A 23,996-nucleotide genomic window follows, 5' to 3' on the forward strand; every position below is an offset into this window, starting at 1 on the left:
CGACATGATCAGCACCAGAACAGGCTCACTCAGCCTGCTGGCCGGCGCGATGCTGCTGGCCAGCGCCGGCGCCTTCGCCAATGTTGAACCGGCGAAACCTGCGACCGTGGCCAAAGAACTGCAACAGGCCAAGACCTACACCGTCAGCAGCGCGCCGACCGACGCGCTGAAACTGGCCAAGCCGACACTGCCCGACCTGTCCGGCTTCACCGCCGAAGCCGCTGCGGCGAAGATCGTGCGCAGCAAGCCGGGCAAGATCAGCGTGCGCCGGATGATGCAGGAAAACGCCCTGAAGGACTTCATCGGCGGCGATAACAAGATGGCCGAATGGGTGGTGCGTCAGCACGGCATCCCGCAGGCCATCTTCATCGACGACGGCTACATGAACCTCAAGGATCTGGCGAAAAAACTGCCCAAGCAGTATTTCAGCGAGACCGCTCCGGGCGTGTACCTGGCCAAATTGCCGATCGTGGTCGGCGAGAAAGGCATCCTCGAAATCGACGGTCAGACCCAGGAACTGCGCCTGTCCCAAGAGGCCGGTTCGTTCCTGGTCAACGACGGCAAACTGTTCGTGCGTGACACCAAAGTCACCGGCTGGCGCGAGAAGGAAAACGGCCCGGCAACCTTCCGTTCGCCGAAGGAATTCCGTCCGTTCCTGCTCTCCTGGGGCGGCACCGAGACCTACATCGTCAACAGCAAGATGGCCAGTTTCGGTTACGCCAACAGTAAGTCGTACGGGGTAAGTATTTCCCAGTACACGCCGAACATGGCCAAAGTCCTCAAGCGCCCGGAACCGACCGGCTGGATCGTCGGCTCCGAGTTCTCGGACATGTGGTACGGCTTCTACTGCTACGAAACCCGCGACTTTGTGGTCAAGGGCAACACCTACAAAGACAACATCGTCTACGGCATCGACCCGCATGACCGTTCGCACCGTCTGATCATTGCCGAGAACACCGTTCACGGCACGAAGAAGAAGCACGGGATCATCATTTCCCGTGAGGTCAACGACAGCTTCATCTTCAACAACAAGAGCTTCGACAACAAGTTGTCGGGCCTGGTGATCGACCGTAACAGCGTCAACAACATCATTGCCTACAACGAGATCTACAAGAACCACACCGACGGCATCACGCTCTACGAGTCCGCCGACAACCTGCTGTGGGGCAACAAAGTCATCAGCAATACCCGTCACGGGATCCGGATTCGTAACAGCGTGAACATCCGCCTCTACGAAAACGTTGCCATGACCAACGGCCTGACCGGTATCTACGGGCACATCAAGGACCTGACCGACACCGACCGTGACATCAAGCTCGACCCGTTCGACGCGCAGGTCTCGCTGATCGTCGTCGGCGGCGAGCTGGCAGCCAACGGCAGCGGCCCGCTGTCGATCGACTCGCCGCTGAGTGTCGAGCTGTATCGCGTGTCGATGCTGGCGCCGACCAAGTCCAGCGGGATCAGCTTCAACGGCATCCTCGGCGAGCGCCAGGATGAAATTCTCGATCTGTTGGTGCGCCAGCAGAAAGCCGTGCTGATCGACCCTGTCGAACGCCAGACCGAATTGCAGGACTGAGGATAATTTTTATGCACCCACACATGATCAAACTGCTCAGCCTCTCGGCCCTGACCCTCGGCATTCTCGCTGCCGGCAACGCCCGCGCCGACGCTGACGGCGCAAGCGTCACGCCACCGAAGTTCACCGCCGAGCCGTGCTGCAACCTGTGCCCGGCGGCCCATGACGCGAAGAACTACACCACGCGTTATCAGCAGAACTTCACCACGCTGGTGCAGGCCCAGGGCGACTGGTTGTTCCGTACCCAGGAAGACCTGCGCACCGAGTTCAACACCACACCAGCCGGCTACAAGCGCTTGCAACAGTTGCACGATGCGTTCAAGAGCAAAGGCGTTGAGCTGGTGATCGTCTACCAGCCGACCCGTGGCCTGGTGAACCGCAACAAGCTCAACCCGCAGGAAAAAGCCGCGTTCGATTACGAGAAAGCCCTGGGCAACTACAAGACCATGCTCGGCCGTTTCGCCAAGATGGGTTATGTGGTGCCGGACCTGTCACCACTGACCAACGAATCGCTGCCGGACACCCTGCCCGCCCACGACTTCTACTTCCGTGGCGACCAGCACTGGACGCCTTACGGTGCCCAGCGCACGGCGAAAATCGTCGCCGAAAAGGTCAAGCAGATCCCGGCCTTCGCCGACATTCCCAAGCGTGAATTCGAGACCAAGAAGTCCGGGCGCATGGGCAAGACCGGCACGCTGCACAACATGGCCGGGCAGCTGTGCGGCACCAGCTACGCGATCCAGTACATGGACCAGTTCACCACCGAGCCGAAAGGCGAGGCCGGCGACGGCGACCTGTTCGGCGATTCCGGCAATCCGCAGATCACCCTGGTCGGTACGTCGCACAGCGGCAAGAACTACAACTTCGCCGGTTTCCTCGAAGAAGCCATCGGCGCCGACATTCTCAACGTGGCCTTCCCCGGCGGCGGTTTCGAAGGTTCGATGCTGCAGTACCTGGGCAGCGAAGAATTCCAGAAGACCCCGCCGAAGATTCTCATCTGGGAATTCTCGCCGCTGTATCGCCTCGACCAGGAAACCATCTATCGCCAGATGATGGCCCTGCTCGACAACGGTTGCGAAGGCAAAGACGCGCAGATGTCCGCCAGTGCCACGCTGAAGCCAGGCAGCAAGCAAGAACTGCTGGTCAACAGCAAGAACCTGAACCTGCAAAACGCCAACCATCAGGTCGACATCCGCTTCGCCGACACCTCGGTGAAAACCCTGCAAGCCACCCTCTGGTACATGAACGGTCGCCACGAGGACATCAAGATCGAGAAACCGGAAACCTCCGACACCGACGGTCGTTTCGCCTTTGAGCTGCGCACGGACGAAGACTGGGCCTCGCAAAACCTGCTGGCCGTTGAAGTCCAGGGTCCTGAAGCCGGACCTGGCGCCGCGCCACAAAAAGTCGAAGCGAAAATCTGCAAACGCAACGTATTCCCGGGCGTCGGTCAACAGACCGCGCAGCTCGGGCAATGAGGTCTGCTATGCGAAATCCGAAACTGAAAAATCTGTTGGCACCGACACTCCTGAGCCTGGCGATGTTCGCCGGGGCGACTCAGGCCGCCGCGCCATTGCGTCCGCCGCAGGGCTACTTCGCCCCGGTGGATAAATTCAAGACCGGTGACAAGAGCGACGGCTGCGACGCGATGCCAGCGCCGTACACCGGTCCGCTGCAATTTCGCAGCAAATACGAAGGTTCGGACAAGGCCCGCGCGACGCTGAACGTGCAGTCGGAAAAAGCCTTTCGCGACACTACCAAAGACATCACTACGCTGGAACGCGGCACCGCCAAGCGGGTTATGCAGTTCATGCGCGACGGTCGCCCGGAGCAGCTCGAATGCACGCTCAACTGGCTGACCGCGTGGGCCAAGGCTGACGCGTTGATGTCGAAAGACTTCAACCACACCGGCAAGTCGATGCGCAAATGGGCGCTGGGCAGCATGGCCTCGTCGTACATTCGCCTGAAGTTCTCCGACTCGCACCCACTGGCCCAGCACCAGCAGGAAGCGCAGTTGATCGAAGCCTGGTTCAGCAAAATGGCCGATCAGGTGGTCAGCGACTGGGACAACCTGCCGCTGGAAAAAACCAACAACCACTCGTACTGGGCCGCCTGGTCGGTGATGGCCACCGCCGTCGCCACCAACCGCCGCGACCTGTTCGACTGGGCCGTCAAGGAATACAAGGTCGGCGTCAATCAAGTCGATGCCGATGGTTTCCTGCCCAACGAACTCAAGCGCCAGCAACGCGCCCTCGCCTATCACAACTACGCCCTGCCGCCGCTGGCAATGATCGCCAGTTTCGCCCAGGTCAACGGTGTCGATCTGCGTCAGGAAAACAATGGCGCACTGAAGCGTCTCGGTGATCGCGTGTTGGCCGGTGTGAAGGACCCTGATGAGTTCGAAGAAAAGAACGGCAAAAAGCAGGATATGACCGACCTGAAAGAGGACATGAAATTCGCCTGGCTCGAACCGTTCTGCACGCTCTACACCTGTGCGCCGGATGTGATCGAGAAGAAGCGCGACATGCAACCGTTCAAGACCTTCCGTCTTGGCGGCGACCTGACCAAGGTCTACGACCCGTCGCATGAAAAGGGCAACAAGGGTTCCTGAAAACACTGATGGCTGATCGTTCCCACGCTCCGCGTGGGAATGCAGCCCGGGACGCTCCGCGTCCCATGCCGAAGCGGACGCAGAGCGTCCATTGAGGCATTCCCACGCAGAGCGTGGGAACGATCGCAGGACTGTTTCACCCCTCCACTACCACGGGGGGTTTGGGGGGGCTTTGGCCCTTGACTGTTGGTTCAAACATGGAGAGATCGGGATGGTATTTTCATCCAACGTGTTCCTGTTTCTGTTCTTGCCGATCTTTCTCGGCTTGTACTACCTGAGCGGGCAACGCTATCGCAACCTGCTGCTGCTGATTGCCAGCTACGTGTTCTACGCCTGGTGGCGAGTGGACTTCCTCGCGCTGTTCGCAGCGGTCACGCTGTGGAACTACTGGATCGGCCTGAAAGTCGGTGCCGCCGGCGTGCGAACCAAACCGGCGCAGCGCTGGCTGTTGCTTGGCGTGGCGGTGGACCTGTGCATCCTCGGCTACTTCAAATACGCCAACTTCGGCGTCGACAGCATCAACGCGATCATGACTTCGTTCGGTCTTGAACCGTTCATCCTGACCCATGTGCTGCTGCCGATCGGTATTTCGTTCTACATCTTCGAATCGATCAGCTACATCATCGACGTGTACCGTGGCGACACTCCGGCGACGCGCAACCTGATCGACTTCGCAGCATTCGTGGCGATCTTCCCGCACCTGATTGCCGGCCCGGTTCTGCGTTTCCGTGACCTCGCTGATCAGTTCAACAACCGGACGCACACCCTCGACAAGTTCTCCGAGGGCTGCACGCGGTTCATGCAGGGTTTCATCAAGAAGGTCTTCATCGCCGACACCCTCGCCGTGGTCGCCGACCATTGCTTCGCCCTGCAGAACCCGACCACGGGCGATGCCTGGCTCGGTGCGCTGGCGTACACCGCGCAGCTGTACTTCGACTTCTCCGGTTACAGCGACATGGCCATCGGTCTGGGCTTGATGATGGGTTTCCGCTTCATGGAAAACTTCAAGCAGCCGTACATCAGCCAGTCGATCACCGAGTTCTGGCGCCGCTGGCACATCAGCCTGTCGACCTGGCTGCGTGACTATCTCTACATCACCCTCGGCGGTAATCGTAAAGGCACGCTGATGACCTATCGCAACCTGTTCCTGACCATGCTGCTCGGCGGTCTGTGGCACGGCGCGAACATCACTTACATCATCTGGGGCGCCTGGCACGGCATGTGGCTGGCGATCGAAAAAATGCTCGGCCTGAACACCTCGCCGCGCAGCCTCAACCCGATCCGCTGGGCACTGACCTTCCTGCTGGTGGTGATGGGCTGGGTGATCTTCCGTGCCGAGAACCTGCACGTTGCCGGTCGCATGTACGGTGCAATGTTCAGCTTCGGCGACTGGTCGCTGTCGGAACTCAATCAGGCCAGCCTGACCGGTCTGCAAGTGGCGACCCTGGTGGTGGCTTACGTGACCCTGGCGTTCTTCGGCCTGCGTGATCTGTACACCAATCAGCCGCCCGCCAAGACCAAACCGGAAGTCAACGTCAAGGCCGATGGCCCTGCCACTGCGACCCCGGGAATGATCAAGGCAGCGCCTGGTGAAAATCCAGCGAGCATCCACGAACCTGGCTACACCGTCGGCGTCGAAGCCCAGGTGCAACCGGCCTACTGGACCGCTGACTGGTCGCGCTACGTGATGCGCGGGCTGATCCTGCTGCTGTTCATCGCCTCGATTCTCAAACTCTCGGCGCAAAGCTTCTCGCCGTTCCTTTACTTCCAGTTCTGAGGGATCTGACATGACCCGCTCATTACGCATCTTCTACATCGCCCTGTTCCTGGTGACGCTGTTGGTCCTGGGCCTGTGGTCGATTCGCAGCTTCTTCGGCTTCAGCACCAACGCCGACGCGACGGTGCTCAATGGCCGCTGGACCAAAGCGGTGGAAACCCACTACGACGATGAATTCCCGATCAAGCGTCTGGGCACCAACCTCTGGGCCGCGCTGGATTTCAAACTGTTCAACGAAGGTCGTCCGGGCGTCGTGCTCGGCCGCGACCAGTGGTTGTACAGCGATGAGGAATTCAACCCGATCGTCAACGAACAACAGAACCTGCAAGGCAACTACGCGCTGGTCGAAGGCGTGCGCCAGACCCTGAAAGAGAAAGGCGTGAAACTGGTGATGGCGATCGTGCCGGCCAAGGTGCGTCTGTATCCGGAGCATCTGGATGAAGTGAAGCCTTCGAGCATTCACCAGAACCTGTATCAGGATTTCCACGCCCGTGTTGCGGCCGACAAGATCCTCGCCCCTGACCTGCTCGGCCCGCTGCAACAGGCCAAGCAGAACGGTCAGCAAGTGTTCCTGCGCACCGACACCCACTGGACGCCGGAAGGCGCCGAGATCGCCGCCAACACGCTGGCGAAAACCATTGCCGAGAAATTCCCGCTGAGCGGCGAGCCCCAGCGCTTCGTCACCACGCCAGCGGAGAAGGTTACGCACAAGGGCGATCTGCGTCTGTTCCTGCCACTCGATCCGCTGTTCGAAAACATGATGCCGGCGCCTGAGCCACTGCTCAAACGCAACACCGTGGCCGCCGAGCAACCTGCCGGTGACGACGCGCTGTTCGCCAACAGCGAAGTACCGGTCGCGCTGATCGGCACCAGCTACAGCGCCAACCCCAACTGGAACTTCGTCGGTGCGCTCAAACAAGCGCTGCACAGCGACGTCGTCAACTACGCCGAAGACGGCCACGGCCCGATTCTGCCAATGCTCAGCTACCTGAAAAGCGATGACTTCAAGAACAGCCCGCCACAAGTGCTGATCTGGGAGTTTCCTGAACGATATCTGCCTGTGAACAACGAAATCGGCGACGCCGACCCGCAGTGGGTCGCAGAGCTCAAACAAGCCGGCGCCCGCCAACAAAACGTAGCCATCAACACTAAATCCGAGACGCCCGATCGGGCGCAAAACTGAAAGAGAGGTACACCATGACTTTCACTACTACTCCTCGTCGTCTCGCTAAAAGCTTCGCACTGGTTGCTGGCCTCAGCGTACTTTCCGTCCCAGCCTTTGCCGGCGGCGACGCCGCGCTGTACGGCCCGACCGCACCGAAAGGCTCGACCTTCGTGCGTGTCTACAACGCCAGCAACGCTGAAGTCAGCGCGACTGTCGGCAGCACCAACCTGAGCGACATCGCGCCACTGGCCAGCAGCGACTTCAGCTTCATGCCAGGCGGCGACTACAGCGCCAAAGTCGGCAGCCAGACCCTGCCGGTCAAACTCGCCGGTGACCACTACTACACCCTGGTCAACAACGCTTCCGGCGCGCCACAACTGATCGAAGAGCCGCCGTTCAAGAACAAGCAGAAATCCCTGGTACGCGTGCAGAACCTCAGCGACAAGCCGCTGACCCTGAAAACCGCCGACGGCAAGACCGAAGTGGTGCCGAACGTGGCAGCCAAGGGCCGTGGCGAACGTGAAATCAACCCGGTGAAAGTCAGCCTGGCGCTGTACGAAGGCGACAAGAAAGTCGGCGACGTGAAACCGGTCGCCCTGGAGCGTGGTGAGGCAGCGGTGCTGTACGTCACCGGCAACGGCAGCAACCTGTCGCCAGTCTGGGTGAAACGCCCGGTGTCGACTCGCTAATCGCTCGAGCTATCAGCTACTAGCTTCAAGCTGCAAGTGAAGTGCTTCTAACTCACCACTTGCAGCTTGCAGCTCTCAACTGCATTTTATGGAGTAAACATTATGATTCCGGTGATCTTGTCAGGTGGTAGCGGTTCGCGTCTGTGGCCTCTTTCGCGTAAGCAATTCCCCAAGCAATTCCTCGCCCTGACCGGCGAACACACCCTGTTCCAGCAAACCCTCGAGCGCCTGGTGTTCGAAGGCATGGACACGCCGATCGTGGTCTGCAACAAGGAACACCGCTTCATCGTCAACGAGCAACTGGCCGCACGCAATCTGGAATGCCAGCGCATCCTGATGGAACCGTTTGGCCGCAACACGTCGCCGGCCGTCGCGCTGACCGCGATGATGCTGGTCAATGAAGGTCGCGACGAACTGATGCTGGTGCTGCCGGCCGACCACGTGCTGGAAGACCAAAAAGCCCTGCAACGCGCCTTGGCTCTGGCCACCGTCGCGGCGGAAAACGGTGAAATGGTCCTGTTCGGCGTGCCGGCAACCAAACCGGAAACCGGTTATGGCTACATCAAATCCACCGCTGATTCGCTGCTGCCCGAAGGCGTCAGCCGCGTCTCGCACTTCGTCGAAAAACCGGACGTCAAGCGCGCCACCGAGTATGTCGAATCCGGCGGTTACTACTGGAACAGCGGCATGTTCCTGTTCCGCGCCAGCCGCTTCCTCGAAGAACTGAAAAAGCACGATCCGGACATCTACGACACCTGCCTGCTGACCCTCGAGCGCAGCCAGCAGGACGCCGACAGCGTCACCTTCGACGAAGCCACCTTCGCCTGCTGCCCGGACAACTCCATCGACTACTCGGTGATGGAAAAAACCCAGCGCGCCTGCGTGGTGCCGCTGACCGCCGGCTGGAGCGATGTCGGCTGCTGGTCGTCGCTGTGGGAAGTCAACGAGAAAGACGCCAACGGCAACGTCAGCAAAGGCGACGTGGTGATTCAGGACAGCAAGAACTGCATGATCCACGGCAACGGCAAACTGGTCTCGGTGATCGGTCTGGAAAACATCGTTGTGGTCGAAACCAAAGACGCGATGATGATTGCCCACAAGGACAAGGTCCAAGGCGTCAAGCAGATGGTCAACACGCTCAACGAGCAGGGCCGCAGCGAAACCCAGAATCACTGCGAAGTCTATCGTCCGTGGGGCTCGTACGACTCGGTGGACATGGGCGGGCGTTTCCAAGTCAAGCACATCTCGGTCAAGCCGGGCGCGTGCCTGTCGCTGCAGATGCACCACCACCGCGCCGAACACTGGATCGTGGTCAGCGGCACCGCCGAAGTGACCTGCGACGAGAACGTGTTCCTGCTCACCGAAAACCAGTCGACCTACATCCCGATCGCCTCGGTGCACCGCCTGCGCAACCCGGGCAAGATCCCGCTGGAAATCATCGAAGTGCAGTCGGGTTCGTACTTGGGTGAAGACGATATCGAGCGTTTCGAAGATATCTACGGTCGCTCGACCCCGATCGAACGCGGCGTGTCGGTGAAAACCATCGCGCAGTGATCGCTCGCTAAAACGAGAAGCCCTCGTCCAGCCCGTTGCGTTCCCTATCCGCAGCGGGCTGGGCGGGGGCTTTTTTTCGCCTAGCCGAAAACTGAATTACGGCGTCTCGCCAATGCTGGATCTTCCTCGAGCGACTCGCCTTCCATCCCCTGTGCCATCGCCACGGGATCTTGAGTAAACGCCGCGGCAAACAGCTGCTGCGCCAACGGTGTGCGGGTTGCGGTCGGTTCCGGAAACAATGACCGGCGCGGGGTCGATCGATTGAAGGAGCGCAAGTCGACCGCTGGGCTGTTCGGGGAAACGGCTGGAGGTACGGGGACGGGTGTGCTGAGCATTTTGTACTGGATCCGCGTCTGAGCCTCGGAAACCTGCATGGCATTGCCCATTGCCACACTTACAGAGCCAACCAACTGAACGGCAGGGTGGGCGGCGTGCATCAGCAGATTTCCGCCGATCTGGAAGCTTTTGGCCACAGCACCGCGCCTGGCTGCAAGTACTTGCGGTTCTTCAACAGGGCTGTTGAACGCAACGGACATGGGTCCCATGATCCGGCTGGTGGTCTCCTCCCCCAACACCCGATTCATTGTCGAAGAAACGAATTCACCGGAGTGGTACAGCACGGCCCCCGACGGGGGTGCGGTGTGCGTCCGGGCGGCGGCAATGACATGTGCCTGATGGGTGTTGAGCACGGAGTTGTCCCGGGCTCCCAGCTCTGCCAGCGCTACCGGTATTTCGCGGCGGTAGGCCTGAACGTCGGGATTGGGGTCATTCTCGAAGTAACGGCGCACGGGCTGCATGCCGGCGGCTTGCACGGGATTGACCAGTTTCTTGTCGGCAAGATCGTGGTACACCCGATCGGGTGCATGCTTGTCGGGCTTGCGCCCGTCGCTGTCCGTGTAAGTCATTGGGTTATTGCGCATCGCGCGATAGCGATTATGGCCGTCGATCGCCCCGCCAGGATCGGTATTCAACCAGCGTTGCAGCCACGGCACGTAATAGCGAAACCCAAAGGAGTAAAGCCCCGTGGCATCACGTTCCTTTCCCGAATAGCGCGCGGTCTTGTAACTGACGTCGGGCTCATCGGCCCACGCCGTCGCACCGAACGGATAGAAATATTCACGGCTGATCAGTCGCGCATCTGCGTCCATCTCAAGACTGAGCGACCCCAGATGATCACTGAAACTGTATCGGTAGATATCGTTGGTGCCCGTCGGTGGCGGGCTTTCCCAGTGCAGAACGCGAACGCTGTTGAGTCCGGTCTGCACGCTGACCACCTGCAAGCTCCGCGCAGTGCCGGTGTCCATGCGCAACTCCAGCGCGGGCAGATAGCGTATATCGGCGAACAGATTGCGCGCGTTGGTCTGGGCTGACCTGGTTTTACGGACACGTTGACCGCCGCCGTCGTAGAGATAGCTTTCGCGATCATCGGCGCCTGATTCGCGTTGCACGACCACGACCGAGTCCAGCTGATTACGCAGATTCCACTGCAACGGGCGTCCTTGATCCAGCAACAACAGATTACCCCGCGGATCGAAAGCTTCAGCGATCTCTGCCTCAGAGGGCGGCTTACCGTCGCGCCACGGCAGGCAATGATTACTGTGGCGCGCGGCCTGCAGTTGATGACCTGGACTCTGTTGGCCAGTGTGAGTCAGCTCAAGCAAATTGCCCCCGGCGTCATAGCGATAGCTTTGGCTGTAGTTACCGACAGCGATCGGCCCGCCACCAGCGGCGCCGGCCTCCCAGCCAGTCGCATGGATCAGTTGGTAAAGACTGTCATAGCGGTAGCGACTGACTGGCTCGATGCGCTGGTTGGCGAACCAGCGCACGGACAATGCCTGGTCTTCGATGCTCAGTACATTGCCCATCGCGTCATAGGCATACAGTAGGCGTTGCCAGACTTTGCCGTATTGATCCTGAGCATGGCGGGTGAGCAGACGGCCGTCCTCGGGACGGTAGCTCAGCGTGGTCGAAACGCCGTTGCCCGCCAGTTCCCGAATGACCTGGCCGTCGGCGTTGTAGCGAATATCGCTGACGACGGGATAGTCCTGGGTCTGAAACCTCAGCCTCAGACCCACCCCGCCTAACCGCCCGTCGAGTGTCAGTGCGAACACCTGCAGGTTGCCAGCAGCATCGAACTGTTCGAGCACGGTTCCGAGCGGGCCATAGCGCCACTGCGTGGTTGCCCCGGCTGCGGATTCGAGCAGTTTCTGCCGATCACCCAAGCCCTGCGGCCAATCCGGGGCCGCTGACTCAAGCGTGAATTGGCGAATGCTTTCGCTGCACTGGCCAGTGATTGCGAATTGCTCAAACAGCACGCTGCCGGCCGGATCGTCATGTCGGATCAATTGACCGAGCTGATTGCGCCACGCGTCGCCCGCCCCGGGGACGCCATAGGCAAAACGCTCGGTGCACCGCCGGGGCAGGCCAGTGCCCTGTTCGAACACGGCAACCGGGCGCAGCAAATTATCGTACTGGTCCTCGCGACGTGCGCCACGGCTGTCCCAACTGAACAGCGTCTCACCCGCCAAACCCGGCAACCGGACCTGAATGCCTGCATCAGTGCTGTCCGAGCGCAGTACGCTGTCGTCCAGGGAGTACACCGATGACAGAGAGGCAGGCGTTTGCGGATCAATCGCTTGCAGCGCCCAGAGTCGAGCATCCCATTGTCTGACCGCACGCCCGGCAACGTCGCGCAGCGTTCGCTCGATCCGGGGCTCGCTTGCCAACGATGCATCGGTGCGCCAGTAATTGACTGTGAGGACGGCCAGACCGCGCGGATCGTTCACGGCAAGCGTCGGCGTTTTGCTGTGGATACCCATGATCAGTCAACGTCCGTGTAAGCATCTGCCCATCTGAGCAAGCGCAAGCCCCCGTGGCCACTGTCAGAAATTACAGTCCCGACCGACGGTAGGCTGGCGCTTCTCACCAATACCCATCGTGCGAGGCGTTCGGTAGGATGGACTTCAATCCTCCATGGAGCACTCGCGCATGTTCATTGGCATCCTGCTGGTCATCACCTGGCTGATCCTGCTGTTGCGCTATCCGGCCAAGGCCTTGCCGGTGTCGGTGGCCGCAGCCATCGGCCTGGGCCTTGTGGCGATGTGGGTGGTGTGGCTGGACAACCGCGAGATCAAGCAACTGGCGCGCCTGGAACTGCGCATTGCCTATGCCCCCGAACAATGTCCGGCCGACCGACCCCTTCAATTGAAAATGAACAACGGCAACAATGTGCCGCTGACCGAACTGCGCTGGCGCATCGCCGCATACGCGCCGGGCGATACGGTCAATCTGGCCGACAACCAATACACCGCCCCACGCTATCGCGGCCCCGGCGAACTGCAGGCCGGCGCGACTTGGGAAGACTGCCTGCCGCTGCCGCCGCTGCGCCCCGGCTATCGCCCGCAAACGCTGGAGTTTCGCGCCGAGCATTTGCAGGGTAGTTTCTCCGACTGATCCCCTTCCCCGATTTTTTGCATAAGGAATGCGCCATGCCCGTTGCGTTGATCACCGGTTGTTCCAGCGGCATCGGCCGCGCCCTCGCCGATGCTTTCAAAGCGGCCGGATACGAAGTCTGGGCCAGTGCGCGCAGGGCTGAAGACGTCAGCGCGCTCAGCGCCGCCGGTTTCACCGCGATTCAGCTGGACGTCAACGATGGCGTCGCGCTGGAACAACTCGCCGAACGTCTGGGCCAGCAACATGGCGGCCTCGACGTATTGATCAACAATGCCGGTTATGGCGCCATGGGGCCGCTGCTCGACGGCGGCGTTCAGGCGATGCAGCGTCAGTTCGAAACCAACGTATTTGCGATTGTCGGCGTCACCCGCGCGTTGTTTCCGCTGGTGCGTCAGGCCAAGGGGCTGGTGGTGAATATCGGCAGTGTGTCGGGTGTTTTAGTCACGCCGTTTGCCGGCGCCTACTGCGCGTCGAAAGCGGCGGTACATGCCTTGAGCGATGCCTTGCGCATGGAACTGGCACCGTTCGGCATCCGCGTGATGGAGGTTCAGCCCGGCGCGATCGAATCAAGCTTCGCGAAGAACGCCGGGCATGAAGCCGAGCAGTTGATCAACGAGCAATCGCCGTGGTTTCCGCTACGTGAGGGCATTCGCGCACGGGCCAAGGCGTCGCAGGACAAGCCGACGCCGGCCAGTGAGTTTGCCGCTGAATTGCTTAAGGCTGTGCAGCAGAGCAAGCCGCCACGGTTGATCCGCATCGGTAACGGCAGCCGGGCGTTGCCGTTGTTGGCGGCGTTGCTGCCGAAGGGATTGCTGGAATCGACGTTGATGAAGCGGTTTGGGTTGCATGGGCAGCTTTAGATTCGCATCCATCTAACGTCCCGAGCCAGTCCGTAACTCTCGGTTATGCCGAGCCCTGCGAGACCCGCCACTCACTTCTGTCAACTGTCAAAGCTGACAGTTACGGCCACGCTCTAATCGGCATAAAGTCGTCTATGTAGGAGTTTAGTCGGGCTTTCCTGCGAGCTATTCCCGGTTAGAGTCCGGCAATCAGCGGATAAAGGTGATAGACAATGGACAATGAAAAACGGAAGAATGCTCCGGGTAACCCTGATGAAAGTTGGGGTCCGAGAAAAAATGGCCGACTGTACGCCAAAGACGTATTTACAGCTCATATTTTTCCAGACCTTTGGGTCTCAGGAACCTTGATACTTCCCGATGAAAGTATGTTGGTTTCATCCTCGGTGGTACTCACTGACACTCATCACTTCTCCATCGCAAAACTGGACTCTTCCGGAAATGTTGATAAAAGCTTTGGCGAAGAAGGTTTCCTCACAGAACTCTTTGCTCCAGACTTACCTGCTTACGGTGGCAGCTTTGCGCTGAAGGATGAGCGCATTTATATGTTCGGATCGTCAAAATCACCAAGCTCTCTAGATGCCCAAATTGCGATCTTGTGCATCGACGAGAAGGGTAAGCGAAACAAGGACTTTGGAACTAACGGGCAGATCATCGTAGAAAACATAATCAACGATCGCGTTTTCTTCGCAAAGTATCATTTCATCCGAACACTGAAAGACGGCAGTGTGCTTATCGGAACTTCAGGGGCAACCGGCCCCTCTCGAATCCGTACAGGTTACCTGATGAAGTTTGATGCCAGTGGCGAACCTGATAAATCCTTCGGCTCCAACGGAATCGTTGATATAAAATTACCTGATGATGCAGCCATAGACTTGACGGATGTGTGCATTCTCGATAATGGCAATATTCTCGTATCAGGCTACGCGCGCCCAAAAACATCAACGTTCAACATCGGGTTACTAGTCATGTTGAATCCCACCGGCTCGTTCAACCCGCTTTTTGGAAAAGACCCGGCTATCCCTGGCTTCCGGCTATTCACTGATGAACGCCGTGGAATCGAACTAAATGCCGTCACTGAGCGCAGCACCGGTAAATTCCTGGCAGCAGGTAGCACTGGTAATCTGGGCGGTTCTGAGGCTCTCGGATTACTAGTTGGTTTTGACCAACGAGGTGAGAACGATATGGCATTCCATAATGGGGAGGCGCTTGAGTGTGCAGTTAGCCCAGACCACACTTTGGGCTGGGATGCCGTCGTCACCCAAGGGGATGACATTTATGTAGCAGGAGGGGAGCAACTTTTTACACTCGCCTTATTCAAACTTGACGGCAAACTTAATACAGCTTTTGGCAACGAAGGCGTTGTACAGGAGCCCTCGTCAGGACGGGCTAGCGCACTCCTGCGCTATTCATCCGACCGATTACTGTGTAATTTTACCGCGCCTGGAGTAGGCGGCCCCCGAGGAATTTTATTTCGTCATTATCGAGCCTGACTCACTAAGTCATACAAGAAGCCACGTCACCAACAGAACGGCCTCAGGCACTCTGTTGATGTCTAAGTGAATTTGTAGACGCTCTCGAAGTTTCATTTTCAGCAGTATCGAGACAAACTGATTGTTGTCCTGAACATCAATCCAGAAAAATCCTCTGGGTTGTCTGTATCGCTACAACATTTCCCAGTAGCTGGAAGCATCACCGCGTCGCCCGGTTCAGGGGCGACCTGGTCGATCAATTGTCTGCCAGGTCCTGCTTCACCACCACCGTGCAAGTAATCCCCGCCGCCAGCAACACCCCCGCCGGCACCTCATCAATGCGAATCCTTACCGGCACCCGCTGAGCCAACCGCACCCAGTTGAACGTAGGATTCACATCCGCAATCAGCTCGCGGCTTTCCGGGTTGTCGCGGTCGTAGATGCCGCGCGAAATACTTTCGACATGGCCCTTGAGCACCTCGCCGCTCATCAATTGCATATCGGCTTTGTCACCCACTTTGACGTGCGGCAATTTGGTCTCCTCGAAGAAGCCGTAGACCCAGAACGAGTTCATGTCGACCACGGCCATCTTCGCCTCACCGATGCGTGCGTAGTCGCCACGATGCACGTTGAGGTTGGTCACGTAGCCGTCCACCGCGGCGCGGACTTCAGTGCGTTTGAGGTTGAGTTCGGCGGCTTCCAGCTGCGCCTGGGCGTGTTGGTAATCGGCCAGCGCGGCGTCGGCGATGTTACTGGCGTCGTCGCGGTTTTCCTTGGAGATCACCAGATTGTCGAGGTCGGCGCGGCGATGGGCGTTGACCTTGCGCATCTCCCAGGTCGACTTGCGCGAAGCCACCAGTGACTGCGCCTGCTTGACCGCGATGCGGTAGTGCTCAGGATCGATGCGCATCAGCAGATCGCCCTTCTTCACCAACTGGTTGTCACGCACCGGCACTTCGACCACTTCGCCGGTGACGTCGGCGGCGACGTTGATGATATCGGCACGCACGCGACCATCGCGGGTCCACGGCGTGTTCATGTAGTGCTCCCACAGCGTGCGGCCGATCCACAGCGCCAGGGCCAACACCAGCAGGGTCGCGAGCAGGCTGAAAAACTTTTTCATCAAGATGTTCTCAACGGTAGACAGTCAGCGCCATGGCGCCGAACAGACAGGTAAACAGGCTCAGACGCAGCAGCGCCGGGTGCCAGAAAAAACGGTACAGGTCGAACCCCGAGAGGAAGCGGTCAACTGCCCAGGCCAGTCCCGCAGCAATGAAAAACATCAGGGTCATGGTCGGCATGTACACGCCGTGGAAGGCGATTTCACGAGGCATGGGCGAGTCCTTCGGGCCGGGCAGAAGCGAATTGGGCGAGGGGTGATTGCGGGTCGAGCAGCGAGGTGCGGATGAAGTGCAGGTAGCTTTTCACCCGCCGCAACGCCGAGGTGTCGAAGTGCGGCGCGAACGGCTCATCGGTGGCGGCGACGCGGCTGATCGCGTGATCGACGGCTACCAGTGCGCGTTCGAGATTGCTCGCGTTCGGCTGCAAAAACAGGCGTACCAACGCGCGCCCCATCACGCGGATTGCCTGGCGCCACGGCTGCGATTCGGCATACGCCGGGTGCACCGGCAGGATCGCCTGTTCCTTGCGCAATTCGATGATCGCGTGGCCGACTTCGAGCACCACGAACATCCAGCGCAGCAGACTCTTCTGCACTTTCGGTTGCCCTGCTGCGAGGCCATAGGCCTGATGCAGCAGATCGCGGGTACGGCTCTCGAAACGCGAGGCCAGGCCCTTGAGTTTGCCGCTGATCGCGTAGACCACTTGGCCACGCAAGTCCTGCTCCAGGCGCTGCCACAGCCAGCGACTGTTCGGCGGCAGAATGATCGCCCCCGCCGCCGCACACACGAGCATGCCCATGACCATGGCGATGTAGTCGTTGATGAAGGTGTAGGGGTTGTAAATCGTGAGGTTGTCCGGCACTGAACCGGTGCTGAAAAAGATCAACAACCCGAGGCCGACACCGGCGTATTGCGGTCGTGAAGCGAGGAACGAACCGAGCACGATCACCGGCGCGAGCATCACGCAGAGCAAGGGGAAACCGTCGATCAACGGGAAGATGAAAAACATCTCGACGAAGCCTATCAGCGCACCGAGAAACGTGCCGCAGGCCATTTGAAAGGCCATGCGTTTGGGGTTCGGTGTCGCCGCGGAAAGGCCGACGGTGGCGGCGGCGATCAGGGTCATGGTCGCCCCGCTCGGCCACGCGGTGGCGACCCAATAACTGCCCAACACAATCAGGATGAACGAGGCACGAATTCCCGACGCGGCTGCGGCCCACCAGTTGGTTTGCGGGGTGAAGGGCTCGTCCCAGCGCTCGCGTTCGTGGCGGTGCTCGGCCAGGGACGCGTGGGTCTGTGCATAGCTGTGCAGGTCATCGACGAAGCGGTAGAGCAATTCGTAGGCGGTGTGGAAATCCAGTTGTTCGGCTTCGCTCGGAGCAGTGTCCTGAAAGATCCCGCGCAGGGTTCGGACACGTGCCGGCAGACCTTCCTTGTAGGTGGCCAACGCGGTCGCCAAACGTGCCGCATCGGGGCTGGTCAGCGCGCGACCGCTGAAGCCGTCGAGCACTTCGGCGAGGTCCTGCAAGCCCGGTTTGATCGCTGCCACGACATGCTCTTCGCCATTGCCGCGCAGGCGTTCAAGCAACTGATGCAAGGCGTTGAAGCGCGTGGTGATGCCCATGAACTCACTGTTCAAACGACTTAGCCGGCCGTTGCGCCGGCGCATGTGCGGGTCTTCGAACACGGTCACGCTGCGCAGTCCTTCCAGGCCCACGGCTTCGGCAATGAAGCGCACGTTGCTGGCTTCGAACGCCTCGGCTTTGCTGCGCCCGCGCAGGCCGTCAGTGACAAACAGCGCGAACACGCCGAAGCGCTGATACAAGGCGTTGCGCATCGCCGCACTGGCGGTCTGCGGCAGAATCGCCGCGCTGATCAGCGTCGAACAGAGAATCCCCAGCGAAATTTCCAACACCCGCCACACCGCCGCCATAAAGGCGCCGTCCGGGTGCGCCAGCGCCGGCAGACCGACCATCGCTGCGGTGTAACCGGCGAGCACAAAACCATACGCGCGAAAATTGCGGCAACGCGCGGCACCGGCCGAGCAGATGCCGACCCAGATCGCCAGCGAGCCGAGAAACAATTCGGTGTTCTGCGCAAACAAAGCGATCAGCGTGACCATCATCGCCGACCCGGCCAGCGTGCCGAGCAAGCGATAGAAACTCTTGGCGAACACCTGACCGCTTTGCGGCTGCATGACGATAAACACCGTGATCATCGCCGTACGCGGTTGCGGAAGTTCCAGACGCATCGCCAGCCACAGGGTGAGAAACGCGGCGAGCAACACCTTGAAGATATACACCCAGGTCACGCCATCGCTGCGTGCCCAGTCGAAAAAACCGCGACGCCATTCCAGGGAGTGGAGCCAGCGCAACGGTGCGGGCAAGGGAGTCATTAAATCCTGCTCAATGTTCGAGAACTGAAGAGTTTTCTGTGGTCACTGCAAAACCTGTGGTGAGGGGATTTATCCCCGTTGGGCTGCGAAGCGGCCCCAAAAACTACGACCCGATTCCCACAGTCACACCGCGTGCACTGGCTTTGCGACGGCTGCGCCGCCGAACGGGGATAAATCCCCTCGCCACAGGGTTTGGGGTCAACTCCAAAGGAGGAAATTCCCAATAGAGATTTAGAGTTCAACGCAGCAGCGCCGGGGTTTTCGGGGCTTGCGTCTGCTCGGCTGTCGGCACGTCATCACCGGCACCGAGGCCGCCCCCCAAGGCAGTCACCAGCTCGGCATGCGCACTCAATCGCGCCGCCTGCACCTGCTGCTGCACTTGCTGCTGTTTGAACAGCAACGTCTGCGCATTCAGCACGTTGAGGTAATCGGTGAGGCCGCGTTGGTAGGCGATCATCGCGATGTCGTAAGTCTTCTGCGCTGCGGCCACGGATTCGGCAGCGAATTCCTGCTGCTTGTCCATCGACTCGCGGCGGATCAACTGATCGGAAATGTTCTTCAGTGCGTTGATCAGGGTTTGGTTGTAGTGCGCCACGGCGACGTCATAACCGGCCGCCGCCTCGCCCAATTCGCCCCGCAGGCGGCCGCCATCGAAGATCGGCAACGAGATCGCCGGGCCGACGTTGTAGTTGAGTTTCTTGCCGGTCAGAAACTCCAGCGCCCCGCCGCCAGTGGCCATATAGCCGAGGCTGCCGACCAGATCGACATTAGGATAAAAGCCGCCATGGGCGACATCGATGCCACGCGCCTGCGCCGCCACTTGCCAGCGACTGGCGACCACATCGGGCCGCTGGCCGAGCAAGTCGGCGGGCAATGCCGATGGCAGTTTCAGCGCAGCACCGAGGGACAATGTCGGGCGCTGCAACTGCGCGCCCGCCCCCGGACCTTTGCCGGCGAGCGCGGCGATCTGGTTGCGGCTCAGGGCGATTTCCTCGTCCAGCGCATCGAGTTGGCGATGGGTCTCCGGCAGTGGCGTTTCGGCCTGGCTGACTTCGAAGTGCGTGCCGATCCCGCCGTTCAAGCGCTTCTGCGCCAGATCGAGAATCTGCTGTTGCTGCTGGAGCGTCGCCGCGACGATGTCGCGCTGGGCGTAATGCAGCGACAGTTCGATGTAGGCGCGGACGATGTTGTTCTGCAGTTCCAGCTGTGCCAGTCGCGCCTCGGCCACGCTCACATGCGCCAGATCAACCGCCCGCTCACTGGCATTGCGCTCGCGGCCCCAGAGATCGAGGGCGTAGCTGAAGCCGAGCGCGGCGTTGTTGTCCCACGTGGTGGTGTTGGCCAGATCGCCGGGGCCGTAGAACTGATCGGTCGGCCAGTTGTGGCGCTTGAGGGTCGACTCGCCATTGATCTGCAACGCCTCGGCCGCTTCGGCAACACCGGCCATGGCCTTGGCCTGACGCACCCGCGCAGCGGCCATGGCCATGCTCGGGCTGCCTTGCACGGCGAGGTCGATCCAGCGATTAAGTTGCGCGTCACCAAACGCCTGCCACCATTGGGCGCTGGGCCAGTGGGCATCTTTGGCAGCCTCGGCAATGGCCGCGTCGGTGGCCAGTGAATCAGCCGCGAGCGTCTCGCCGTGAGGGGCAATGCCTTGGGTTGAGATGCAGCCGCCGAGAGCCAGGGTTAAAGCCAGAACACTGAGCGGCAAAAGCGCTCTGTTGATGCGACGCGGCACAGCTGCGAATTCCTGAGAGAGGGATAGATCGAGGACCGTGTAGGAGCTGCCGCAGGCTGCGATTTTTTGATCTTGCTTCCCTTAAAACAAAATCAAAAGACCGCAGCCTTCGGCAGCGCCGGCACAGGATCGGCGCAATTCTATGGAGCTGCCTCTGCGGCGATAAGCTGGGATTTCTGTGAATCTTTGTTACGGTTAACGAGATAATCCCTTGGTCGGGGGTCTCAGCCCCTGAAACTTCGTGTCACAATTTGCCATCTCCCTTGAGAGCACCCCATGGACACTTTGCAAAACATGCGCGCCTTCAGTTGTGTTGCCGAAGCGGGCAGTTTCACCGCCGCCGCCGTGCAACTCGACACCACCACTGCCAACGTCTCGCGCGCGGTCTCCAACCTCGAAGCCCATCTGCAAACGCGTCTGCTCAATCGCACCACCCGGCGCATCGCCCTGACCGAGGCCGGCAAACGCTACCTGCTGCGCTGCGAACAAATTCTGGCCTACGTCGAAGAAGCCGAAGCGGAAGCCAGCGACGCCCACGCGCGCCCGGCCGGCCAGTTGAAAGTGCACACCATGACCGGCATCGGCCAGCACTTCGTCATCGACGCCATCGCCCGCTACCGCAAGACCCACCCCGACGTGACCTTCGACCTGACCCTGGCCAACCGCGTGCCGGACCTGCTCGACGAGGGCTACGACGTGTCCATCGTGCTGGCCAGCGAACTGCCCGATTCCGGCTTCGTCTCGCAGCGCCTGGGCATCACCTACAGCATCGTCTGCGCCTCGCCGGCCTACGTAAAAGCCAACGGCGCCGCGCAGAAACCCAGCGACCTGCTCAACCACGCCTGCCTGCGCCTGGTCAGCCCGGTGATCCCCTTGGAAAAATGGGCCTTCGACGGCCCGGACGGCCAGGAAACGGTCACCATCAACAGCTCACCGTTCCTGGTGAACTCCGCCGACGCCATGAAAACCGCCATCACCAGCGGCATGGGCGTCGGCGTGCTGCCGGTCTACGCCGCCATCGAAGGCCTGCGCAACGGCACTCTGGTGCGGGTCATGCCGAACTACCGCTCACAGGAACTCAACCTCTACGCGATCTACCCGTCGCGGCAGTACCTGGATGCCAAGATCAAAACCTGGGTGGAATATTTGCGCGGATCGTTGCCGGAGATATTGGCGGCGCATCAGGCGGAACTGGTTGCGTATGAGTTGAGCGGGAGTCTGGCTGGCGTCCGCGTTGCGACCTGACTTTCAAAGACCCGGAGGGAGTTCCGCGTTCCGATGACGCGGAATTCCCAATGCAACGTCGTTGCGATAGCACTAATCGGCGATAAAGACAGAGTGTTACTTCTGTACGTGCTCAAGACCTTGAACGTCTCTGAACGCACCGTTTGCTCCCAGCTGGGGCTCTGTTGGATCGTTCTGTACCTTTAAATTGAACGTCGCATGGAATGTGCCTCGTTCCAAATCGAATGCAACTGTGACTTTTCCGCTTCCGTAAACAGCTGAGTAAGGAGTATATGTCTCCCCATCGTCATCCTTTTCAATCAGTACATAGATAATGTCGATACCGCTGTCTTTAACGTAATCATGTTCTTTGTTGTCAATTGACTCTGGAAAACTGATGCTCAACGACGCCGACCGTTTTTCGTCAAATTGTTGATTTGCACTAACTAGGACTTCCTTGCCATCAGTCAAGAATTTCAAAACACTGCCATTGAACGGTGGAAGGCTGTCAATCAGCACGTTGGCCGAACCTGATACTGATTTTTTTGATTTCGAATGGAGCCGAATTTTATTTTGCATGACAAGTTCCCTCTCTATGGATCCCGGTACACACAGGAAAATAGTGTGCAGACACAAGATTGCATGATTGAACTCTGATCGCACCTGACAGAAATGACAGTAAAACAAAATTTTTTGCTATAAGAAACTTACGATCTGGTTCTAGACAAAGTGCAGAAGGATGGAATTGGTAGCGTATCAATTGGCCGGAGCCCGCCTAGGACTCGACACATTCAAATTCGAGCTGTCAGATAAACCGCTTTCGCGAGCAGGCTCGCTCCCACAGTTTGAATCGAGTACATCAGCGAGAAACAGGTCGGCTGTCAGGCCGCCTTCGCGAGCAGGCTCGCTCCTACAAAAGCAAAGGCAAAGCAGCGCAGCTGCCCGCGGCGAAGCCGCCCCACTCAACAATGAGCGCAAGCTCGAGTGCTTTTGATCTTGATCCACCGGCGACGTCGGAAGGCTGAGTGGAGGGATTGATCCGGGCGTGGGAGCGCAGCGACCGTCTGGCGCAGCCAGACACAGCGGAAGGAGGTGCAGCGAAGCAAACCGGAGCCGCTGCGCCCGGATCAGTCCCGGAGCGAAGGGACCCGAGCCTGCGAGGGCCGAACGTAGGAGCTAGCGTTTTTTGCTTACTTTTTTAGGCGCTTGTAAAAAAGTAAGTCGCCGTCAGGCGAAACCGCCAGCCGCCGCACCGAAACCTTCGGATATTCACACCAGACAAACCAAGGCATGGTCGGCCCAGAGGCCGCCAAGACAACCCGAACAAGAAAATGTTAGCGTGCTTGCAATCAAGCCCCGACGAGCCCAAGCCCAATGAAAAAAACAGTCCTGGCCTTCAGCCGCATCACCCCGCCCATGATCGAACGCCTGCAACAAGAATTCGACGTAATCGTCCCCAACCCCAAGACCGGTGACATCAACGCCCAGTTCAACGAAGCCCTGCCCCACGCCCACGGCCTCATCGGCGTCGGCCGCAAACTCGGCCGCGCACAACTGGAAAGCGCAACAAAACTCGAAGTGGTCTCCAGCGTCTCGGTCGGCTACGACAACTACGACCTCGACTATTTCAACGAACGCGGGATCATGCTCACCAACACCCCCGACGTGCTCACCGAAAGCACCGCCGACCTCGCTTTCGCCCTGATCATGAGCAGCGCCCGCCGCGTCGCCGAACTCGACGCCTGGACCAAGGCCGGGCAATGGCAGGCCAGCGTCGGCACCCCGCTGTTCGGCACGGATGTGCACAGCAAGACCCTCGGCATCGTCGGCATGGGCAACATCGGCGCCGCCGTCGCCCGGCGCGGGCGCTTCGGCTTCAACATGCCGATCCTCTACACCGGCAACAGTCGCAAGACCGAACTGGAACAGGAACTCGGCGCGCAGTACCGCAGCCTTGATGAGCTACTCGCCGAAGCCGATTTCGTCTGCCTGGTGGTACCGCTGAGCGACAAGACCCGCCACCTGATCAGCCATCGCGAGCTGACGCTGATGAAGCCGAGCGCCATCCTGGTCAACATTTCGCGCGGCCCGGTCGTTGACGAGCCGGCGCTGATCGAAGCCCTGCAAAACAACCGCATCCGTGGTGCCGGGCTCGACGTCTACGAGAAAGAACCACTGGCCGAATCGCCGCTGTTCCAATTGAAAAACGCCGTGACCCTGCCACACATCGGCTCAGCGACCACCGAGACCCGCGAAGCCATGGCCAACCGCGCTCTGGCCAACCTGCGCAGCGCCCTGCTCGGCGAACGGCCGCAGGATCTGGTCAATCCGCAGGCCTGGCGCGGCTGAAAAAAAGGGCCGGCG

At 59.7% G+C, this 23,996-nt stretch carries 18 protein-coding genes; 12 read left to right on the forward strand and 6 right to left on the reverse strand.

Features of this window, described 5'->3' with window-relative positions; genetic code table 11:
• Positions 1-4: 4 nt before the first annotated feature.
• From algG to ACMYUN_RS09900, 7 genes are all read left to right on the forward strand, one after another.
• On the forward strand, positions 5-1,576 hold the full coding sequence (gene algG, locus ACMYUN_RS09870) for a mannuronan 5-epimerase AlgG (protein WP_415763588.1): 1,572 nt from the start codon (positions 5-7) through the stop codon (positions 1,574-1,576).
• A gap of 11 nt (positions 1,577-1,587) precedes the next feature.
• Positions 1,588-3,054, forward strand: coding sequence for an alginate O-acetyltransferase (locus tag ACMYUN_RS09875; protein ID WP_415763589.1), 1,467 nt, complete (start codon positions 1,588-1,590; stop codon positions 3,052-3,054).
• An 8-nt stretch (positions 3,055-3,062) separates the two neighbouring features.
• A complete protein-coding gene (locus ACMYUN_RS09880) occupies positions 3,063-4,187 on the forward strand; it encodes a mannuronate-specific alginate lyase (RefSeq protein ID WP_024011675.1) in 1,125 nt (374 codons plus the stop codon).
• Between the two features lie 211 nt (positions 4,188-4,398).
• Complete coding sequence (locus ACMYUN_RS09885) at positions 4,399-5,964, forward strand: MBOAT family O-acyltransferase (RefSeq protein WP_415763590.1); 1,566 nt, start codon at positions 4,399-4,401, stop codon at positions 5,962-5,964.
• A 10-nt stretch (positions 5,965-5,974) separates the two neighbouring features.
• Positions 5,975-7,147, forward strand: a complete 1,173-nt coding sequence (locus ACMYUN_RS09890) for an alginate O-acetyltransferase (RefSeq protein ID WP_016771604.1) — start codon at positions 5,975-5,977, stop codon at positions 7,145-7,147.
• A 14-nt stretch (positions 7,148-7,161) separates the two neighbouring features.
• A complete protein-coding gene (locus tag ACMYUN_RS09895) occupies positions 7,162-7,818 on the forward strand; it encodes an alginate O-acetyltransferase AlgF (protein ID WP_016771605.1) in 657 nt (218 codons plus the stop codon).
• A gap of 102 nt (positions 7,819-7,920) precedes the next feature.
• Positions 7,921-9,372, forward strand: a complete 1,452-nt coding sequence (locus ACMYUN_RS09900) for a mannose-1-phosphate guanylyltransferase/mannose-6-phosphate isomerase (protein ID WP_039759241.1) — start codon at positions 7,921-7,923, stop codon at positions 9,370-9,372.
• Between the two features lie 80 nt (positions 9,373-9,452).
• Here ACMYUN_RS09900 and ACMYUN_RS09905 read toward each other — a convergent pair whose 3' ends face one another.
• Positions 9,453-12,191 (reverse strand): RHS repeat domain-containing protein, encoded by a 2,739-nt coding sequence (locus ACMYUN_RS09905; RefSeq protein ID WP_415763591.1) that lies wholly within the window; start codon positions 12,189-12,191, stop codon positions 9,453-9,455.
• A 169-nt stretch (positions 12,192-12,360) separates the two neighbouring features.
• Between ACMYUN_RS09905 and ACMYUN_RS09910 the strand changes: the two genes are divergently transcribed.
• From ACMYUN_RS09910 to ACMYUN_RS09920, 3 genes are all read left to right on the forward strand, one after another.
• Positions 12,361-12,825: a hypothetical protein gene (locus tag ACMYUN_RS09910; protein WP_039759243.1), complete on the forward strand. Its 465-nt coding sequence runs from the start codon at positions 12,361-12,363 to the stop codon at positions 12,823-12,825.
• A 35-nt stretch (positions 12,826-12,860) separates the two neighbouring features.
• Entirely contained in the window at positions 12,861-13,685 is an 825-nt protein-coding gene (locus tag ACMYUN_RS09915; protein ID WP_415763592.1) for an SDR family oxidoreductase, read from the forward strand.
• 212 nt (positions 13,686-13,897) lie between these two features.
• Positions 13,898-15,175, forward strand: coding sequence for a hypothetical protein (locus ACMYUN_RS09920; RefSeq protein WP_415763593.1), 1,278 nt, complete (start codon positions 13,898-13,900; stop codon positions 15,173-15,175).
• A gap of 235 nt (positions 15,176-15,410) precedes the next feature.
• Here the strand turns inward: ACMYUN_RS09920 and ACMYUN_RS09925 are convergent, their stop codons facing one another.
• The 4 genes from ACMYUN_RS09925 to ACMYUN_RS09940 all read right to left on the reverse strand — a co-directional run bounded on the left by ACMYUN_RS09925 (position 15,411) and on the right by ACMYUN_RS09940 (position 20,408).
• Complete coding sequence (locus tag ACMYUN_RS09925) at positions 15,411-16,277, reverse strand: efflux RND transporter periplasmic adaptor subunit (RefSeq protein WP_415763594.1); 867 nt, start codon at positions 16,275-16,277, stop codon at positions 15,411-15,413.
• 10 nt (positions 16,278-16,287) lie between these two features.
• On the reverse strand, positions 16,288-16,488 hold the full coding sequence (locus tag ACMYUN_RS09930; protein WP_016771611.1) for a DUF1656 domain-containing protein: 201 nt from the start codon (positions 16,486-16,488) through the stop codon (positions 16,288-16,290).
• Positions 16,478-18,670: an FUSC family protein gene (locus tag ACMYUN_RS09935; RefSeq protein ID WP_415763595.1), complete on the reverse strand. Its 2,193-nt coding sequence runs from the start codon at positions 18,668-18,670 to the stop codon at positions 16,478-16,480. Before ACMYUN_RS09935 ends, ACMYUN_RS09930 begins: the two co-directional genes overlap by 11 nt.
• Positions 18,671-18,908: 238 nt before the next feature.
• Positions 18,909-20,408, reverse strand: a complete 1,500-nt coding sequence (locus ACMYUN_RS09940) for an efflux transporter outer membrane subunit (protein ID WP_415763596.1) — start codon at positions 20,406-20,408, stop codon at positions 18,909-18,911.
• Positions 20,409-20,684: 276 nt separating this feature from the next.
• Between ACMYUN_RS09940 and ACMYUN_RS09945 the strand changes: the two genes are divergently transcribed.
• Positions 20,685-21,653, forward strand: coding sequence for a LysR family transcriptional regulator (locus tag ACMYUN_RS09945; protein WP_076565944.1), 969 nt, complete (start codon positions 20,685-20,687; stop codon positions 21,651-21,653).
• Positions 21,654-21,749: 96 nt separating this feature from the next.
• Here ACMYUN_RS09945 and ACMYUN_RS09950 read toward each other — a convergent pair whose 3' ends face one another.
• Complete coding sequence (locus ACMYUN_RS09950) at positions 21,750-22,211, reverse strand: hypothetical protein (protein WP_415763597.1); 462 nt, start codon at positions 22,209-22,211, stop codon at positions 21,750-21,752.
• Between the two features lie 795 nt (positions 22,212-23,006).
• On the opposite strand from ACMYUN_RS09950, the gene ACMYUN_RS09955 reads away from it, so the two are divergent.
• Positions 23,007-23,981: a 2-hydroxyacid dehydrogenase gene (locus ACMYUN_RS09955; RefSeq protein WP_415763598.1), complete on the forward strand. Its 975-nt coding sequence runs from the start codon at positions 23,007-23,009 to the stop codon at positions 23,979-23,981.
• The last annotated feature ends 15 nt before the right edge of the window (positions 23,982-23,996 follow it).

This window comes from Pseudomonas sp. CP4 (assembly GCF_047758505.1).
Taxonomy (GTDB): domain Bacteria; phylum Pseudomonadota; class Gammaproteobacteria; order Pseudomonadales; family Pseudomonadaceae; genus Aquipseudomonas; species Aquipseudomonas fluorescens_AO.

Coding starts and splice junctions, on each gene's coding strand:
- algG (WP_415763588.1), top strand. CDS start 5: ATGATCAGCACCAGAACAGGCTCACTCAGCCTGCTGGCCGGCGCGATG.
- ACMYUN_RS09875 (WP_415763589.1), top strand. CDS start 1,588: ATGCACCCACACATGATCAAACTGCTCAGCCTCTCGGCCCTGACCCTC.
- ACMYUN_RS09880 (WP_024011675.1), top strand. CDS start 3,063: ATGCGAAATCCGAAACTGAAAAATCTGTTGGCACCGACACTCCTGAGC.
- ACMYUN_RS09885 (WP_415763590.1), top strand. CDS start 4,399: ATGGTATTTTCATCCAACGTGTTCCTGTTTCTGTTCTTGCCGATCTTT.
- ACMYUN_RS09890 (WP_016771604.1), top strand. CDS start 5,975: ATGACCCGCTCATTACGCATCTTCTACATCGCCCTGTTCCTGGTGACG.
- ACMYUN_RS09895 (WP_016771605.1), top strand. CDS start 7,162: ATGACTTTCACTACTACTCCTCGTCGTCTCGCTAAAAGCTTCGCACTG.
- ACMYUN_RS09900 (WP_039759241.1), top strand. CDS start 7,921: ATGATTCCGGTGATCTTGTCAGGTGGTAGCGGTTCGCGTCTGTGGCCT.
- ACMYUN_RS09905 (WP_415763591.1), bottom strand. CDS start 12,191: ATGGGTATCCACAGCAAAACGCCGACGCTTGCCGTGAACGATCCGCGC.
- ACMYUN_RS09910 (WP_039759243.1), top strand. CDS start 12,361: ATGTTCATTGGCATCCTGCTGGTCATCACCTGGCTGATCCTGCTGTTG.
- ACMYUN_RS09915 (WP_415763592.1), top strand. CDS start 12,861: ATGCCCGTTGCGTTGATCACCGGTTGTTCCAGCGGCATCGGCCGCGCC.
- ACMYUN_RS09920 (WP_415763593.1), top strand. CDS start 13,898: ATGGACAATGAAAAACGGAAGAATGCTCCGGGTAACCCTGATGAAAGT.
- ACMYUN_RS09925 (WP_415763594.1), bottom strand. CDS start 16,277: ATGAAAAAGTTTTTCAGCCTGCTCGCGACCCTGCTGGTGTTGGCCCTG.
- ACMYUN_RS09930 (WP_016771611.1), bottom strand. CDS start 16,488: ATGCCTCGTGAAATCGCCTTCCACGGCGTGTACATGCCGACCATGACC.
- ACMYUN_RS09935 (WP_415763595.1), bottom strand. CDS start 18,670: ATGACTCCCTTGCCCGCACCGTTGCGCTGGCTCCACTCCCTGGAATGG.
- ACMYUN_RS09945 (WP_076565944.1), top strand. CDS start 20,685: ATGGACACTTTGCAAAACATGCGCGCCTTCAGTTGTGTTGCCGAAGCG.
- ACMYUN_RS09950 (WP_415763597.1), bottom strand. CDS start 22,211: ATGCAAAATAAAATTCGGCTCCATTCGAAATCAAAAAAATCAGTATCA.
- ACMYUN_RS09955 (WP_415763598.1), top strand. CDS start 23,007: ATGAAAAAAACAGTCCTGGCCTTCAGCCGCATCACCCCGCCCATGATC.